Annotated in this window: 13 protein-coding genes; 9 read left to right on the forward strand and 4 right to left on the reverse strand. The window is 71.6% G+C overall.

Annotation, left to right across the window (positions count from 1 at the left end; translation table 11 throughout):
• Positions 1–60 precede the first annotated feature (60 nt).
• A complete protein-coding gene (locus tag ABZV77_RS12185) occupies positions 61–3,090 on the reverse strand; it encodes an AAA family ATPase (RefSeq protein WP_356254089.1) in 3,030 nt (1,009 codons plus the stop codon).
• A gap of 383 nt (positions 3,091–3,473) precedes the next feature.
• On the opposite strand from ABZV77_RS12185, the gene ABZV77_RS12190 reads away from it, so the two are divergent.
• The 3 genes from ABZV77_RS12190 (at position 3,474) to ABZV77_RS12200 (ending at position 5,727) form a co-directional block, all read left to right on the forward strand.
• Entirely contained in the window at positions 3,474–4,220 is a 747-nt protein-coding gene (locus ABZV77_RS12190; protein WP_356254092.1) for a VCBS repeat-containing protein, read from the forward strand.
• A gap of 173 nt (positions 4,221–4,393) precedes the next feature.
• Positions 4,394–5,062, forward strand: coding sequence for a response regulator transcription factor (locus tag ABZV77_RS12195; protein ID WP_356254323.1), 669 nt, complete (start codon positions 4,394–4,396; stop codon positions 5,060–5,062).
• A gap of 74 nt (positions 5,063–5,136) precedes the next feature.
• Positions 5,137–5,727 (forward strand): DUF4255 domain-containing protein, encoded by a 591-nt coding sequence (locus tag ABZV77_RS12200; protein ID WP_356254095.1) that lies wholly within the window; start codon positions 5,137–5,139, stop codon positions 5,725–5,727.
• Here the strand turns inward: ABZV77_RS12200 and ABZV77_RS12205 are convergent.
• On the reverse strand, positions 5,717–7,102 hold the full coding sequence (locus ABZV77_RS12205) for a hydrolase (protein WP_356254098.1): 1,386 nt from the start codon (positions 7,100–7,102) through the stop codon (positions 5,717–5,719). The genes ABZV77_RS12200 and ABZV77_RS12205 overlap by 11 nt on opposite strands.
• A gap of 129 nt (positions 7,103–7,231) precedes the next feature.
• Between ABZV77_RS12205 and ABZV77_RS12210 the strand changes: the two genes are divergently transcribed.
• The gene (locus tag ABZV77_RS12210; RefSeq protein ID WP_356254101.1) at positions 7,232–7,798 is read left to right on the forward strand and encodes a hypothetical protein; all 567 of its coding nucleotides are present in this window, start codon (positions 7,232–7,234) and stop codon (positions 7,796–7,798) included.
• A 4-nt stretch (positions 7,799–7,802) separates the two neighbouring features.
• Here the strand turns inward: ABZV77_RS12210 and ABZV77_RS12215 are convergent, their stop codons facing one another.
• Positions 7,803–8,174 carry a helix-turn-helix domain-containing protein gene (locus ABZV77_RS12215; protein WP_356254104.1) on the reverse strand — a complete coding sequence of 124 codons (372 nt, stop codon included), beginning with the start codon at positions 8,172–8,174 and terminating at the stop codon, positions 7,803–7,805.
• Positions 8,175–8,306: 132 nt separating this feature from the next.
• Between ABZV77_RS12215 and ABZV77_RS12220 the strand changes: the two genes are divergently transcribed.
• The 4 genes from ABZV77_RS12220 to ABZV77_RS12235 all read left to right on the forward strand — a co-directional run bounded on the left by ABZV77_RS12220 (position 8,307) and on the right by ABZV77_RS12235 (position 12,579).
• Positions 8,307–9,386, forward strand: coding sequence for an NADH:flavin oxidoreductase/NADH oxidase (locus ABZV77_RS12220; RefSeq protein ID WP_356254107.1), 1,080 nt, complete (start codon positions 8,307–8,309; stop codon positions 9,384–9,386).
• A 95-nt stretch (positions 9,387–9,481) separates the two neighbouring features.
• Positions 9,482–9,784 (forward strand): DUF3040 domain-containing protein, encoded by a 303-nt coding sequence (locus ABZV77_RS12225; RefSeq protein WP_356254110.1) that lies wholly within the window; start codon positions 9,482–9,484, stop codon positions 9,782–9,784.
• Positions 9,785–9,868: 84 nt separating this feature from the next.
• On the forward strand, positions 9,869–11,611 hold the full coding sequence (locus ABZV77_RS12230) for a CotH kinase family protein (protein WP_356254113.1): 1,743 nt from the start codon (positions 9,869–9,871) through the stop codon (positions 11,609–11,611).
• The gene (locus ABZV77_RS12235) at positions 11,608–12,579 is read left to right on the forward strand and encodes a hypothetical protein (RefSeq protein WP_356254116.1); all 972 of its coding nucleotides are present in this window, start codon (positions 11,608–11,610) and stop codon (positions 12,577–12,579) included. The genes ABZV77_RS12230 and ABZV77_RS12235 overlap by 4 nt, the downstream gene beginning before the upstream one ends.
• Positions 12,580–12,631: 52 nt before the next feature.
• Here ABZV77_RS12235 and ABZV77_RS12240 read toward each other — a convergent pair whose 3' ends face one another.
• The gene (locus ABZV77_RS12240; protein ID WP_356254119.1) at positions 12,632–13,015 is read right to left on the reverse strand and encodes a VOC family protein; all 384 of its coding nucleotides are present in this window, start codon (positions 13,013–13,015) and stop codon (positions 12,632–12,634) included.
• Between the two features lie 135 nt (positions 13,016–13,150).
• On the opposite strand from ABZV77_RS12240, the gene ABZV77_RS12245 reads away from it, so the two are divergent.
• Complete coding sequence (locus ABZV77_RS12245) at positions 13,151–14,050, forward strand: DUF4132 domain-containing protein (protein ID WP_356254122.1); 900 nt, start codon at positions 13,151–13,153, stop codon at positions 14,048–14,050.
• The last annotated feature ends 32 nt before the right edge of the window (positions 14,051–14,082 follow it).

Genomic DNA, 14,082 nt, shown 5'->3' on the forward strand with positions numbered 1-14,082 from the left:
GGTTTTTTGGGGGGGGGTTGGCGTTTGCACGGCATGGGCCGCGTACGTCCCGACGGCCCGTCACTCGTCGAGAAGCCCCAGTCGGTGTGCGACGGCCGCGGCCTCGCCGCGGCCCGAAGCGCCCAGCTTCGGCAGGATGTTGGAGACATGGACGCTCGCCGTCTTCGGCGAGATGAACAGTTCCTGCGCGATCTGCCGGTTGCTCCGCCCGGCGGCCACCAGCCGCAGCACGTCCCGCTCCCGGGCGGTCAGCCCCAGCGCCGCCGCCGGGGACGGGGCGGACTCCTCCTCGTCCTGCCGCAGCGGGACCCGCGCACGACCGGCCAGCGTGGTGATCTCCGTGGCGAGCGGCGCCGCGCCCAGCTCGTGCGCCACCGCCCCGGCCCGGCGCAACAGCTCTCCGGCCACGTCCCGGGAGTCCGTGCCGCCCTGGGCCAGCAGCGCCTCCGCGAGGCGGAAGTGGGCCGTGGCCGCGAGCATCGGGGGCTCCAACTGCTCCGTGGCCGTAACGGCCGCCGTCCAGGAGGCGGTGGCGTCCCGGCCCTCCACGCCGACCAGTTCCGCCTCGATCATCAGGGCCTGCGCGGCCCACAGCGGTGCGAAGACGGGCTGGCCCTTCATCGCCTCGCGGATCCGCTCCACCGCCGCCCCGCGCCCCGGTTCGGCCACCGCGAGCCCACGGGCCCGCGCCTCCGCCGCGGCCGCCTCGTACAGCAGCGGCCAGCCGTAGCGCTGGTGGCCGAAGGGGATGGCCTCGCCGATCGCCGTCTCCAGGAGGGAGCGGACGTCGAGGATCCGGCCGTCGGCGGAGGCGAGGGCGATCGCCACGCGGGCCATGGCCAGGGTGTGCTGCGGCTCCGGGTAGGGGCCGACGATCCAGTGGTCGGACTGCTCCATCCGGCGCCGGGCCTCGTCGTACGCGCCGCGGGCCAGGGCCAGTTCGGCGCGCTGCCCGGCGGCCTGCCCCCGGGTGCGCACGCTCACCCCGCGGCGGCCGACGGCCCGGTCGAGCACGTCGTCGGCATCGGCCCAGCGGCCGAGCTGGATGAGGGACTCGGCGAGGTTCGCTTCGATGAAGGAGGCGATGTCCGGCAGCCCGTGCCGCTCGGCGAGGTCGCTGCCCTGCTCGGCGGTTTCGACGGCCTCGGCGTAGCGGCCGATGCCGTGCAGCGCCGTGGACAGATTGCCGTAGCCACGCACCACGACAGCGACGTTGGCCCGCACCAGCTCGCCGGTGAAAGCGTCGCGGGCCAGTTCGAGCCCGGCCTCGACGTCGCCCGTGTGCATGGTGAGCCAGGCCAGGGTCTGCTGCGCGGTGATGCCCATGATGTCGGCACCCGTCGTCCGGCAGAGCTCCACCGCCCGCTCCGCGATCCCGATGGCCTCGCGTCCCGGCCGGTGCACGACGTTCCAGTTCGCCACGTGCGTCAGCACATAGGCGTGCACGGGGGATGGCGGCAGGCCCTCCACCAGCGCCTGGGCCCGGGAGATCTCCTCCCAGCCGTCGGAGCGGGCGAGGTCGCGCAGCAGTTGGTAGCGCTCGGTCAGGAACCAGGCCGCCCGGATGGGGTCGTTCGTGGCCGGGCGCAGTCCGGAGGCAGGAGCCGGATCGCCGTCCAGCTCGCGCAGCGCCCGCTTGCAGATGGCGAGCGCCCGCTCCCGTTCACCCGCGAGGCGCGCGGCGACGGTGATCTCGGCGAGCAGGTCCACGAAGCCGCCCGGCGGGTCCTCGGACATGGCCGGGGACAGGCCGCCCTCGAAGCCGCGCCGGATCGCGTCGCGGCGCAGCTCGTCGGGCACGTCGTCCCACAGTTCCAACGCCCGTTCCAGCAGGTGGTGCTGCTCGGCGAACGCGTGCCGACCGCGGGCGGCGGCCGCCGCGGCGAGCACGGCGGGCAGGGCGCGAGCGGGGTCGCGGGCGTCGAACCAGTACCCGGCGAGGCGTCCGGCCCGGTCCTCGGACCGTACGAGAAGCGGGTCGGCCTCCAGGGCCTCGGCATAGCGGCGGCTGAGCCGGGAGCGCTCGCCGGGCAGCAGGTCGCCGACCACGGCCTCGCGCATCAGGGCGTGCCGGAAGCGGAAGGACTCCCCCTCACCGGAGGGCTGCAGGACGGAGGCCCCGACAGCGGTACGCAGCGTCTCGATCAGCTCGTCCTCGGCGAGGCCCGTGACGGCGGCCAGGAGGCGGAACTCCACCTCCGACCCGCCCTCGGCGGCGATCCGCACCACGCGCTGCACCTCGTCCGGCAGCGCCTCGACCCTGACGAGCAGCAGGTCGAGCAGGGAGTCGCTGATGCCGCCCGGGGAGCCTTCGAGGAGGCTGCGGGCCAGCTCCTCGACGAAGAACGCGTTGCCCTCGGAGCGTTCGAAGACCCGGTCCAGGACCTCGTCGGGCGGGGTCTCGCCGCGGATGGTGGTGAGCTGGCTGCGGACCTCGGCGCGGTCGAAGCGGGGCAGTTCGAGGCGGGTGACGGTGCGCAGCCGCTCGTACTCGGCGAGGGCGGGGCGCAGCGGGTGGCGGCGGTGCAGGTCGTCGGCGCGGTAGGTGGCGACGATCAGCAGTCGGCTGTCGGTGAGGGCACGCAGCAGATAGCTGAGCAGCTCGCGGGTGGAGCGGTCGGCCCAGTGCAGGTCCTCCAGGGCCAGGATGACCGTGCGGTCCTTCGCGAGCCGTTCGAGGAGGCGGACGGTGAGCTCGAAGAGCCGGGCGCGGCCGTCGGTCTCGGAGCGCTCCCGGTCCATCTCGCCGAGCTCGGGCAGCAGCCGGGCGAGCTCGCCCTCCTGACCGGCGACGGCGGCGTCGACCTCGGCGCCGAGCCTGCGGCGCAGTGCGCGCAGGGCGGTGGAGACGGGGTGGTACGGCAGGGCGTCGGCGCCCGTTTCGACGCAGCCGCCGAGGGCTACGACGGCCCCGTCCGCGGCGGCCCTGCCGAGGAATTCCTCCAGGAGCCGGGTCTTGCCGACGCCTGCCTCGCCGCCGACGACGAGGGCGCGGGGCTCCCCGGCATCGGCCCGGGACAGGGCCTCGCCGAGGGCGGCCAGTTCGGCGTCGCGCCCGACGAAGACGGGGTTCATGTGACTGCTGTGCACGGGGCCGAGCATCGCACGGTGTTCGAGGTGGTGGACAGCGGTGGTGGACGCGGTGTCGGTGGGCGGGCCACAGCTCGGGCATCCCCGTGATCCGCCCGAAGGGGCAGGCTTTCGGGTGTCCCCTGTGCCTCTCCCGCACCCGTTCCACCGTCCCCCGGCTGCCCCTCGCGATCCGGCGCGTCCCAGTCGCGCATTCCAGGCACCTTGCGTTTGCGCAGGTCAAAGACCTATTTGGCGTTCCAGCGTCCCCAACTGCCCGGCATTCGTGGCGGTCGGGACGGGTGGCCCCGCAGTGTTGAACCGTGCTCGCCGGACGTTCCTCTCGGATCCCGGTCGTACTTCTCGAGCACGGTTTCGCAGCAACGACATATGGGAGTTCGTACATGCTTCGCAAGCGCTCACGTCTGATCGCCGCCCCGGTCGCGGCGGTCGCCCTGACCCTGACCGTCGCCGGCTACCAGGCCAGTGCGGCCGGGACGTCGGCCTCGGACGACGCGGGACGGTCCGCCGAGTCCGCCCGTGCGGCGGCCCCGTGCCTGTCCGGTACCACGACCCTGATCGGCGACCTCGACGGCGACGGCCGCCCGGACAAGATCGCGAACCCCGGGCTCACCGGGACGAAGATGACGGTCGCGTGGGGGGCCGCCGACGGCTCGTTCGGCACGAAGCAGAACGTCAGCAAGCTGGTCGGCACCAAGCAGGGCGAGGTCACGACCGCCGCGGTCGCCGACTTCCAGAAGGACGGCAAGCTGGACCTGGTCGTCAACATCGTCGAGCCGTCCGGCGTCGACGACCCCGCGACGGCACGCGTCGCCGACTACCGCCCCGGACCGCTCAAGCGCACGAACCTGAGCTCGACGAGCACCCGCCACCTGGACATCGGCGACGCCCGCGAGGCCAAGGAGCTGCGGATCGCCAACTACGGCGACGACGCGTACCCGGACCTCGCGATCCTGAGCAACGCCGGTGACGGGGTGCTGGAGCGCAACGTACGCCTGTCGAAGGCGAACAGCGGCCCGGGCAAGTACAACCAGAACGACGAGCAGAAGTACGGCGCCTGGGGCACCCCGGCCGAGCCTCCGACCATGCCCGGCGATGGCTGGAAGCACTTCTACAAGTCGTGCTCCTGATCCGTTCCTGATCCTTTCCTGATCCGCTCCTGACCGCCGCATCGGGCGCCGCCGGTTCTCCGGACCGGCGGCGCCCCCGGTCCGTCCGGGGTGCCTCCCGTCGCTGAAATGAGGAAGATCGCTTGTCCAGCACGTCCCCGGCGCTCGTGGCCCCCGCGCCCGTCACGCCCACCATGCCCACCACGCCCAGCACCCCCACCGGCCCCGCCGCTCTCTCCGCACCGAAGACGAACCGCGTGCGGGTGTCCGTCACCGCCGCCGACCCGATCACCCGCGAGGGAGTCCTCAGCCAGCTGCGCCGCCACCCCGAGGTCGAGGTGTGCGGCGAACCGGGCCCCGGCGGGGTCTCCCTGCTCATCGAGGACACCCTCGACGAGGCCGCGCTCACGCGGCTGCGGCGCGCCGTGCGCAGCGAGGGCGCGCGTGCCGTGCTCGTCACGGGCTCGGTCCGCGAGCACGAGCTCCTCGACGTCATCGAGTGCGGTGTCGGAGCCGTCGTCTGGCGCCGCGAGGCCACCGCGCACCGCTTGGTGCAGGCGGTCCTGACCACCGCCAAGGGCGGCGGTGACCTGCCCGCCGACCTGCTCGGCCAGCTCATCGGCCAGGTGCGGCGCCTCCATCAGGGCGGCCCCGACCAGCCGGGGTTCTTCCTGAGCTTCACCAAGCGCGAGGTGGACGTGGTGCGCCTGGTGTCCGAGGGGTTCGACACCTCGGAGATCGCCACGAAGCTCGCGTACTCCGAACGCACCGTCAAGAACGTGATGCACGGCCTGACCACACGCCTGCACCTGCGCAACCGCGCGCACGTCGTGGCGTACGCCCTGCGCGAGGGCTTCATCTGACCGGGCCGGGCTCCGGACGTATCCGATCGGGCGACAGGGCAGCGGGTTGGCGAGCGGCGGGGTGGGAGTGCGCAGTGATCCATGAGGTGGACGAGGTCCTCAAGGGCCTCATCGGCGGCGGGGCGCTGACCGGGGCCGGTATCGACGTCTCCTTCGACGTGCCCTCGCGCGACTGGGCGGCCCGGCGCAACACGCCCGTGGTCAACGCCTACTTGTACGACATCCGGGAGGACGTGTCCCTGCGGCAGCGCGGCCACACCGGGGTGCGCGACGACCGCGGCATCGTCGTCCGGCGCCGCCGTCCCCCGCGCTGGTTCCGGCTCTCCTATCTCGTGACGGCCTGGACGAAGACTCCGCAGGACGAGCACCGGCTGCTGTCCGCCGTCCTGGCGACGCTGCTGCCGCACGAGCTGCTGTCCGCCCAGGAACTCCCCGGCCCGCTCGGGCGGCTCGGTCTCTCGGTGCTGGTGACGGTGGCCGTCAACCCTTCGGAGGCCCGCTCCCTCGCCGATCTCTGGTCGGCGCTGGACAACGAGCTCAAGCCGTCCCTGGACGTCACGGTGACCGTGCCGTTCCCGGCGTACCCCGACTACGACGCGGGGCCGCCGGTCACCGAGGGCGTGACGGTCCGGGTGCGTGCCGTCGACCGGCCCGTCAGACCGTGAGCCGGACCGCCTCCAGAGACAGGTTCAGCTCCATCGGGCTTCCGTGGTACTTGAACTGGCCGGGGTCGGTGCACACCTCGCCCATCCAGTCCCTCTCCGTCACGAAGGCGTCGCTGCACACGGAGCCGTCGAAGACCTTGTAGGTGAAGCCCTCCAGGGCGGGGTCGGCGCTCTCGGTGCTGCCGAAGAACATGTCCTTGCCGTCCTCCGCGTCCGACCACGGGATGCCCTTCCGCCAGCCCTCGCCGACGAAGGCGCCGGTGCCGGTGACCCCCTGGGTGCCGGTCACCGCGATGTTCAGCGACTTGATGGGGGTGCCCTGGCCTGCCGCGCCCGCCTCCGCGCCGTCGCACACGGGTTCCTGCCAGCTGTCCTCGACGAAGGCGCGGTAGCAGATGTGACGGCCCTCGCTGCTCTGGGCGAGTTCGTTGACCGCGTCGGCCGCCGTCTTCTCCTCGGGTTCCTCCTCCCCGCCTCCGCCGTCCGCCGGCTCCTCGGAACCGCCCTTGTCCGCATCCGCGGGAGGGTCTTCCTTCTTCTCCTCGTCGGGCGCGGGCGGGGCGCTCTTCTTCGGCGGGGGCGGGCTGTCCGGTGCGATCGCGCCGGACTCCTGCGGCTTCTCCCGCGCCACGCTCTGCATCTGCGGGCGGTTGGTCAGCCAGATCGTCACGAACGCGATCGTCAGCGCGAGGACGAGCCCGAGCGTGCCCACCAGCCAGCCCGGCAGGACGCTGCGCTGCACGAAGGTCCCGTCGACGGTCAACGGCTCGGTGCCGGACCGTCGGACGCTCAGCGCGTAGGGCTGCTCCTGCTTGGACCCGAACCAGGTGATCTGCTTGGGCCGCAGCGTCGTCTTCACGAACGCCGCCCGGCCCGGCTCGATCTGTACGTTGCCCGGCTCGATGTCGTACGACAGCCGGTCGCCGTTGTCGTTGCCGCCGAGCGACGCGGTGACGGTGGTGTTGCCGAGATTGTCCACCGCCAGCTGCGGGCGGCCCCGGAACCATCCCTTCACCGTCGGCGGCACCAGTTCGGCGCGGACCTCGGTGAAGGGGTTGACCGTGACGTTCCCTTCGGGGACGACGATGCCGCCCGCGTGTTCCGCCGGGGTGATCCGTACCGCGTACGGATGCGCGCCGACGGTGGCGTCCGGCGTGCGCGGCGGCGCGAACGTCAGCTCGACGGTGCCGGTCGTGCCCGGATAGAGGCGGAGCACGGGTGGCTCCACCGTGGTCCAGGGGGCGAGGTCACCGACCGGTTCGAAGCGGTACGCGTCGACGATGTCACCGGTGTTGCGCACCCGCAGCTGCACCGTGGTGGTGCTGCCGGGCTCGACGGTCACGGAGGCAGGTTCGAGGGAGGTCCAAAGGCTCACCCCATGACGCTAGGTGGGCGGGCGGCCGCCGTCAGGAGTCGACCGGGCAGACCCCGTTGCCTCAACGGGCGCTCGCGATGTCCTCCGGTCCGCCTGCCGTCCCGGCACCGGGGCGGGCACACTGGCGCCATGGACCAGGGGTTGGCGGCGGTGATCGCCGGGGGTGCGGGGCTCGTCGGAGCGGTTCTGGGGGCCTGGCTCGGCGGGCGGGCGGCGACGGAGGGCACGCGGCTGGGGGCGACCATCGCGGCCGCGGAGTCGCATGCGCTGTGGGTGCGTCAGGAGCGTACGACGACGTATGGCCAGGTGTGCACCGCCTACTCGGCCATCGGCGTGAGCCTCTATCCCGTCTATGCGGCCGTCTGCCGGGGCGAACTGCCGACGCCCGAGCAGGAGGAAACGGCCCTCCGCGCGGTGGGCGAACTCGCGGGAAGCTGTTCGGGGACCGTGTCGTTCCTGGGGACACCGGTGATCGCGACGGCGGCGCAGGACGTGGTCGACCGGTGCGACCGGTTCGAGATGGAGCTGCGGCCCTATCTGGCGGCGCTGCGGGCGGGCACGCTGCCGGTCGACGAGCAGTCCTTCGGGGACCGGCTCCATCCGGCCATCGACGCCCTGCGCGATGCCAGGAACACGTTGGTGGACGAGTTCCGCGGGGTGCTCCTGCCCGAGGCGCCCGGCGCCACCGGCGGCTAGAGCGTCAGCCGCCGAGGCGGCTCTCCTCGTGGGCCGCCGCGGCCAGGACGCTGTCCAGCAGGCCGGGGAAGAGCGTGTCCAGGTCGTCGCGGCGCAGCACGTTCAGCTTGGTCGTGCCGCGGTAGATCTGCCGGATGACGCCGCTCTCGCGCAGCACCCGGAAGTGGTGCGTGCACGTCGACTTGGTGACGGGCAGCGCGAAGTAGGAACAGGAGAGTCCGGCCGCGCCCTCCTCCCGGGCCAGCTCCCGCGCCACCCGCATCCGCATCGGGTCGGCGAGGGCGTGCAGCACGGCTTCGAGGCGGATGTCCCCGGGCTCGGGGTGGGCGAGCGTCCTGCTGCTCGCGCTGCCGGTCGCGGCGGCGGCGGTCGTCATGGCGGCTCCACTTCATCCTGTGCCCGGCTTTCCTTGCACTTCATTGTACGAGAGACGTCGTAGTTTGACATTCGCCGTACTACGAGGACTATCGTACGAGCAGCACATCACCCATGAGGAACGGAGCCCGCCGTGAGCGCGCTGTTCGAGCCGTACACCCTGCGATCCCTGACCATCCCGAACCGGGTCTGGATGCCTCCGATGTGCCAGTACTCGGCGGCCCCCGAGGGCGCCGAGGCCGGGGCACCGCGGGACTGGCACTTCGCGCACTACGCGGCGCGTGCCACCGGCGGCACGGGCCTGATCATCGTCGAGGCCACCGCGGTCAGCGCCGAGGGCCGCATCAGCCCGTACGACCTGGGCATCTGGAACGACACCCAGGCCGCCGCGTTCCGCCGCACCACGGACTTCCTGAAGAGCCAGGGCACCGTCCCGGCGATCCAGCTCGCCCACGCGGGCCGCAAGGCGTCCACCGACCGCCCCTGGAAGGGCGGCGCCCCGGTGGGTCCTGATCAGTACGGGTGGCAGGCCGTCGCGCCCAGCGCGGTCCCCTTCGACGAGCGCCACCCAGTGCCGACGGAGCTCACCGTCGAGCGGATCCACGAGGTCGTGGCGCAGTTCGCCGACGCCGCCCGGCGCTCGCTGGACGCGGGTTTCGAGATCGCCGAGATCCACGGCGCCCACGGCTATCTGATCGGCGAGTTCCTCTCCCCGCACAGCAACAAGCGCACCGACGCGTACGGCGGCTCGCACGAGAACCGCACGCGCTTCGCCCTCGAAGTCGTCGACGCCGTACGGGCGGTGTGGCCCGCGGACAAGCCGCTGTTCTTCCGCATCTCCGCCACGGACTGGCTGGCGGAGGCGGGCTGGACCGCGGACGACACGGTCCGCTTCGCCACCGAGCTCAAGGAGCACGGCGTCGACCTGCTCGACGTCTCCACGGGCGGCAACGCGGCGGGCGTCAGGATCCCCGTCGAGCCCGGCTACCAAGTCCCGTTCGCCGCACGGGTGAAGGCCGAGACGGAGCTGCCGGTCGCCGCGGTCGGCCTGATCACCGACATCGAGCAGGCCGAGAAGATCGTCGCCAACGGCGAGGCGGACGCCGTCCTGCTGGGCCGTGAGCTGCTGCGCGACCCCTCGTGGGCGCGGCGCGCGGGGCGTGAGCTCGGCGCGGAGGTGCACGTGCCGGACCAGTACCACCGCTCCGTCTGAGAACCCGTCGCCCCAAGTTCTCGCGCATTCTCGTCATGATGGGCCATGGTGGGCACCAGGGCCCGGCCGCGGACGACTGCGTAAGAGGGGCGACGATGTCGACAGGTCGACTTCCGGAGCACGAGCAGCGCATCCTCGACGAGATGGAACTGGTCCTGCGCCAGGACCGGCAGCTCACGGCCCGCCTGTGGATCCTGCGGCTCGGGCCGCGCCTGCGCACCGCCCTCGCGAACAGGCCGCACCCGCTCACCGTGGCCTTCTTCGCCGCGGTCTCCTGCACGCTCCTGTTCATCGGCATCCGCACGTCGAGCCCCGGCATCGTCTGGGCCTTCGCCCTCGTGTGGTCGCTCACCCTGGCCGGGTTCGTGCGGGTGCTGTGCCGGTGGACCGAGCCATGACCGCCAGGCCGATTCTCGGTCTGGCGGTCATGTGGTGCCGGGCGTAGAGAGAGAGGTTCACCCAGGGCCCCCAGGGAGGCCGACGTGGACAGAACCATCGGCAAGGCAACGTTCCGGGACGCGTTCAAGAACCAGGCCATCGCGGTATCCGCGCTGCCACCGGGCACGGCACGGCGGCTCGCCGAGCGGGCCAACGCGACAGCGGGCCCGGCCGACGCGGCGCTGCGGACCAAAGCCGAGTTCAGCACGTTGTACGACCTGCTGCTCGCCGAGCAGTCGGACATCGCCGGAGACGGCAGCCTCGTCCTTCTCGACGCGGACGGGCAGTCGACCGCGATCGGCCGGATCATGGACCAGTACCTCGACTCGGCGGAGAACAAAACGGAGTTCTTCGCTCAGGACATGTATCAGGTCAAGGTCACCGGCTGGCCGCCCGGCGTCCTGACGGCCGACGACGTGCTGGTGGCGCCACCGGGCGCCCGGCTGTCCCTGACGAAGCACGGCGCCCCGGACGACACACTGCTCGCGACCCCGTCGTTCTCGATGGTCAACAGCGGCAACCTGACGGCTCACGCGCCCAAGCGCTCCTGGAAGATCGACTTCGAGGTCGGCGCGAGCGAGGACCGGCTCTTCGGCATGGAACGGGTCAACCTCAAGGCGATGTACAACGACCCGTCGCAGATGCGCGAGGCCGTCGCCTGGCGTCTCCTTGAACGCGCGGGCATCCCGGCGGCGCAGCACACGTACGCCACGTTCTCGATCAACGACCGCTACATGGGCCTCTTCTCGGTCATCGAGCAGGTCGACAAGAAGTTCCTGAAGGACCACTTCGGCAAGAACTCCGAGGGCAACCTCTACAAGGCGTACTGCGGCGACGTCGGCTGCGCGACGCTGGAGCACCGCTCCGGCTCCGACGGCGTCGACAGCGGGCGGCAGTACTTCACCGCGGGCAGCCGCGAGGACGACCGCACGTACCGCCTGAAGACCAACGAGGACGATCCGCAACTCGCCACCTACGACGACCTCGCCGCCCTCGTCCGCACCATCAACGCGGCCCACCTTCCTGGCGACGAGCGCAAGTTCACGTCCGACGCGTTCCGCGAGTCGGTCGAGCAGATCCTGAACGTACCGGCCTTCCTGCGCTGGGCGGGCGCCAACGTCCTCCTGGGCAGCTGGGACAACTACTTCGCGACGCCGTCGAACTACTACCTGTACAACTCCGGCAGGCTCGGCGACGCCTCGGGCTTCATGTCCCGCCCGTACTTCACGTTCATCCCCTGGGACTACGACAACAGCTCGGGCATCGACTTCTTCTCGACGCAGTGGCAGTACACGGACCTGCTCGACTGGCCCTCGATGAGCCGCAACTACTGCCGGATCACGCACGCGCCGCACGAGGTCTCACGCCTGCCGCTCTTCACCAACCTGCTGCGGCACCACGACTTCTGCCAGTACTACCTCGACCACCTCGAGTACCTCCTGGACACGGAGTTCGAACCCGAGCGGGTCGCCGCGCTGCTCGGCGCGGAGGGCTCAGGGCGGGCCGACGGACTGTGGCAGCTCGTCTCGTCCGCCGCGTACGCCGAGTCCACCACCCCGCACGGACAGCCCTTCACCGGGCGGCAGTTCACCAACGACGAGGTGTACCGCGCGGCGTACCGCCAGTGGGAGCTGAGCCGGGGCTCGCAGTTCACGTACGGGATCTTCCACTACACGCGCATGCGCTACGACCACGCACGTCAGCAGCTTGCCGAGCTGCGCAAGACCTATCCCAACGGCGCCAGTGGGGCGACGTTCCCGGGTGCGATGGAGGTACTGCCCTCATGACCGCGACGAAGAAGTCCACCAAGGCCAAGGCCGGTGCCCAGCAGAAGTCCGGGGGCAAGGCGGCGAGCGAGCTCCGGCTGGTCAAGGAAGCGAAGATCCAGGACCTGATCGGGGACGGCGCGGGCACCCGTCTGGAGGCGAGCGGCGTCCTCTACCGCGACGGCGCCTTCCTGATCGTCTGCGACAACCTGTCCTCCCTCATCCGGGTCAGCAGCGAGCTGTCGCCCAAGGCCCCGGAGAACGGCGTCCTGACCCGTAACAAGGGCGCGAAGAAGGACACGAAGAAAGGCGCTTCGGCGGCGACCGAGGGGTTCGAGGACCTCGCCCACGACGAGGCGCGCGACCACTACTACACGCTGAGCGAGGCCGAGCCGGTCAAGCCCAAGGGCTTCCGCGCCCGCGTCCAGGAGTACGACGCGAAGCTGCGCCCGATCGGGTCCGCGCACCTCGACTTCGAGCTGGCGGACGCCAACAAGGGCATGGAGGGCCTGGAGTGGGTCGACCGCTCGGGCACGGGCCACCTGCTCGCCCTGTGTGAGGGAAACCTGTGCGCGGGCGGCAAGAAGGGCCGCACGCCGGGCGGCGGGCGCATCCAGGTCTTCCGGCGCGACGGCAAGCGCTGGACGAACACGGCCACGATCCGGCTGCCCAAGTCGCTGCCGTTCGAGGACTACAGCAGCGTGTCCGTGCGCGACGGCCGGATCGCCGTCCTGTCGCAGGCGTCGTCCGCCCTGTGGGTGGGCCGCATCGACACCAAGAAGTGGCAGGTCGACGAGGGCAAGGTGCACCGCCTCCCCACCGACAGCAAGGGCCGTACGGTCTACGGCAACCCCGAGGGCGTGTCCTGGGTCTCCAGCGACCACGTGGTGATCGTGTCCGACCGGGCGAAGAAGGGCCCCGGCAGTGCACGGTTCCGTGACAAGGACCAGTCGATCCACCTGTTCCTGATCCCGGGCAACAACAACTGACCAGCGCTTCCGGCCCGAGGGCGCCCCGGCTCACTGCCGGGGCGCCCCCGGGTCACTCGGGTATCGCCGCCAGGGTGAAGGAATGCCCTGCCGGATCGGAGTAAGTACGGCTGTCCCGGGGACCGTTGTTGTCCTTCGTGTCGACGGGCCGTGCACCGAGACCGACCGCCTCGCGTTCCGCCTCGTCCATGTCGTTCCTGGCGACCATGATCCGCAGGTGCGCCTGCTGCGAGTCCTCCGGGCGGGGCCAGCTCGGCGGTATGTAGTCCCGCTCCCGGTGCACGGCCAGGCAGACCCCGCTGTCGTTCGTGACATCGACGTAGTCCGGGTCCTTGCTCAACCTGACTTCGGCGCCCAGCAGTCCGGCGTAGAACTCGGCGAGCCGCTCGGGCTCGGAGCAGTCCAGTACGAGCACGGTGTTCTTGTGGACGGTCATGCCGACCGGGTCCCCCGTGCCGCCGCAATCAAACGGCCGTGCCCCCCCCTCTCCTCACCTCCGGCGGCGGGATTGTCAGACCCCTCACCTACTGTGATCGACATGGAAAGCAGGAGGTCTGGGAGGGGTCCTGTCATGGGCTGGGTCGAGGCGGCGGGCGGGTATGCGGTCACCCTGGACGGCACTCGGGTGCTGTGCAGGAACGCCGCGGGGCGCACGCTGAAACAGGTCCCCGCGAAGCTGCGCGACGACGCCGAAGTGGTGCGGCTGCGGCAGCTCGCCGAATGGCTGGAGCGGCACGAGCGGGAGTGCCGGGAGCAGGTGGACACCTGGCTGGTGCGCTCCCTGCCCGTGCCCGCCCGGCTCCTCACCGAGGTGTGGACCGACGCGGCCTGGCAGGGGGCGCTGCGCGACCTGGTGGTGGCGCCGGTGGGCGCCGACGGGGGCGCCGATGTGGCGCGCGCCGGGTTCCTGCGGGACGCCGATCCCGAGCGGGGCCTCGGCATCGTGGACCTGGACGGCGACTCGGTGCGGCTCGACGCCGAGCAGGTGCTGATACCGCATCCGGTGCTCCTCGACGACCTGGCGGACCTGCGGGAGTTCGCCGCCGAACTGGGGGTCGAGCAGGGCCTGGACCAGCTGTTCCGCGAGGTCTGGCCGCGCCCGGAGACGGTCGAAGGGGCGGCGCTGGAATGGGGGGCCTTCGCCGACGCCAAGTTCGAGGAGCTGCGGCACGCGACGGCGAGAGCGGCGGCGTACGGCTACCGCGTGCGCGGGGGATACGCGGTGTGCGCACTGACGGAGGAAGGCCGCGCCCTCGAAGCGGCGTACTGGCTCGGTGACGACTATCCCGAGAACGAGACCCGCACGGGCGGCCTTGAGTGGCGGGCCGTCGGCGGGCGGCGGGTGCCGCTCGGCGAGGTGGGGCCGGTGGCCTGGTCGGAGGGGGTCCGGATGGCTGCCCTCGTGCACGCGGCGCGCGTGGTGAGCAACGAGTTCGACGAGTCCGACGAGGACGGGGCGGGGGAACGGTGAGCGGGGTCGCGAGCAAGGCTGTGAGCACAGCT

The organism is Streptomyces sp. NPDC004732, assembly GCF_040609235.1.
In the GTDB taxonomy this organism is placed as follows: Bacteria; Actinomycetota; Actinomycetes; order Streptomycetales; family Streptomycetaceae; genus Streptomyces.

Excerpts from the sequence above, each read along its gene's own strand:
- ABZV77_RS12215 (WP_356254104.1), bottom strand. The coding sequence starts at position 8,174 with ATGACGACCGCCGCCGCCGCGACCGGCAGCGCGAGCAGCAGGACGCTC.
- ABZV77_RS12190 (WP_356254092.1), top strand. The coding sequence starts at position 3,474 with ATGCTTCGCAAGCGCTCACGTCTGATCGCCGCCCCGGTCGCGGCGGTC.
- ABZV77_RS12195 (WP_356254323.1), top strand. The coding sequence starts at position 4,394 with ATGCCCACCACGCCCAGCACCCCCACCGGCCCCGCCGCTCTCTCCGCA.
- ABZV77_RS12225 (WP_356254110.1), top strand. The coding sequence starts at position 9,482 with ATGTCGACAGGTCGACTTCCGGAGCACGAGCAGCGCATCCTCGACGAG.
- ABZV77_RS12235 (WP_356254116.1), top strand. The coding sequence starts at position 11,608 with ATGACCGCGACGAAGAAGTCCACCAAGGCCAAGGCCGGTGCCCAGCAG.
- ABZV77_RS12210 (WP_356254101.1), top strand. The coding sequence starts at position 7,232 with ATGGACCAGGGGTTGGCGGCGGTGATCGCCGGGGGTGCGGGGCTCGTC.
- ABZV77_RS12245 (WP_356254122.1), top strand. The coding sequence starts at position 13,151 with ATGGGCTGGGTCGAGGCGGCGGGCGGGTATGCGGTCACCCTGGACGGC.
- ABZV77_RS12240 (WP_356254119.1), bottom strand. The coding sequence starts at position 13,015 with ATGACCGTCCACAAGAACACCGTGCTCGTACTGGACTGCTCCGAGCCC.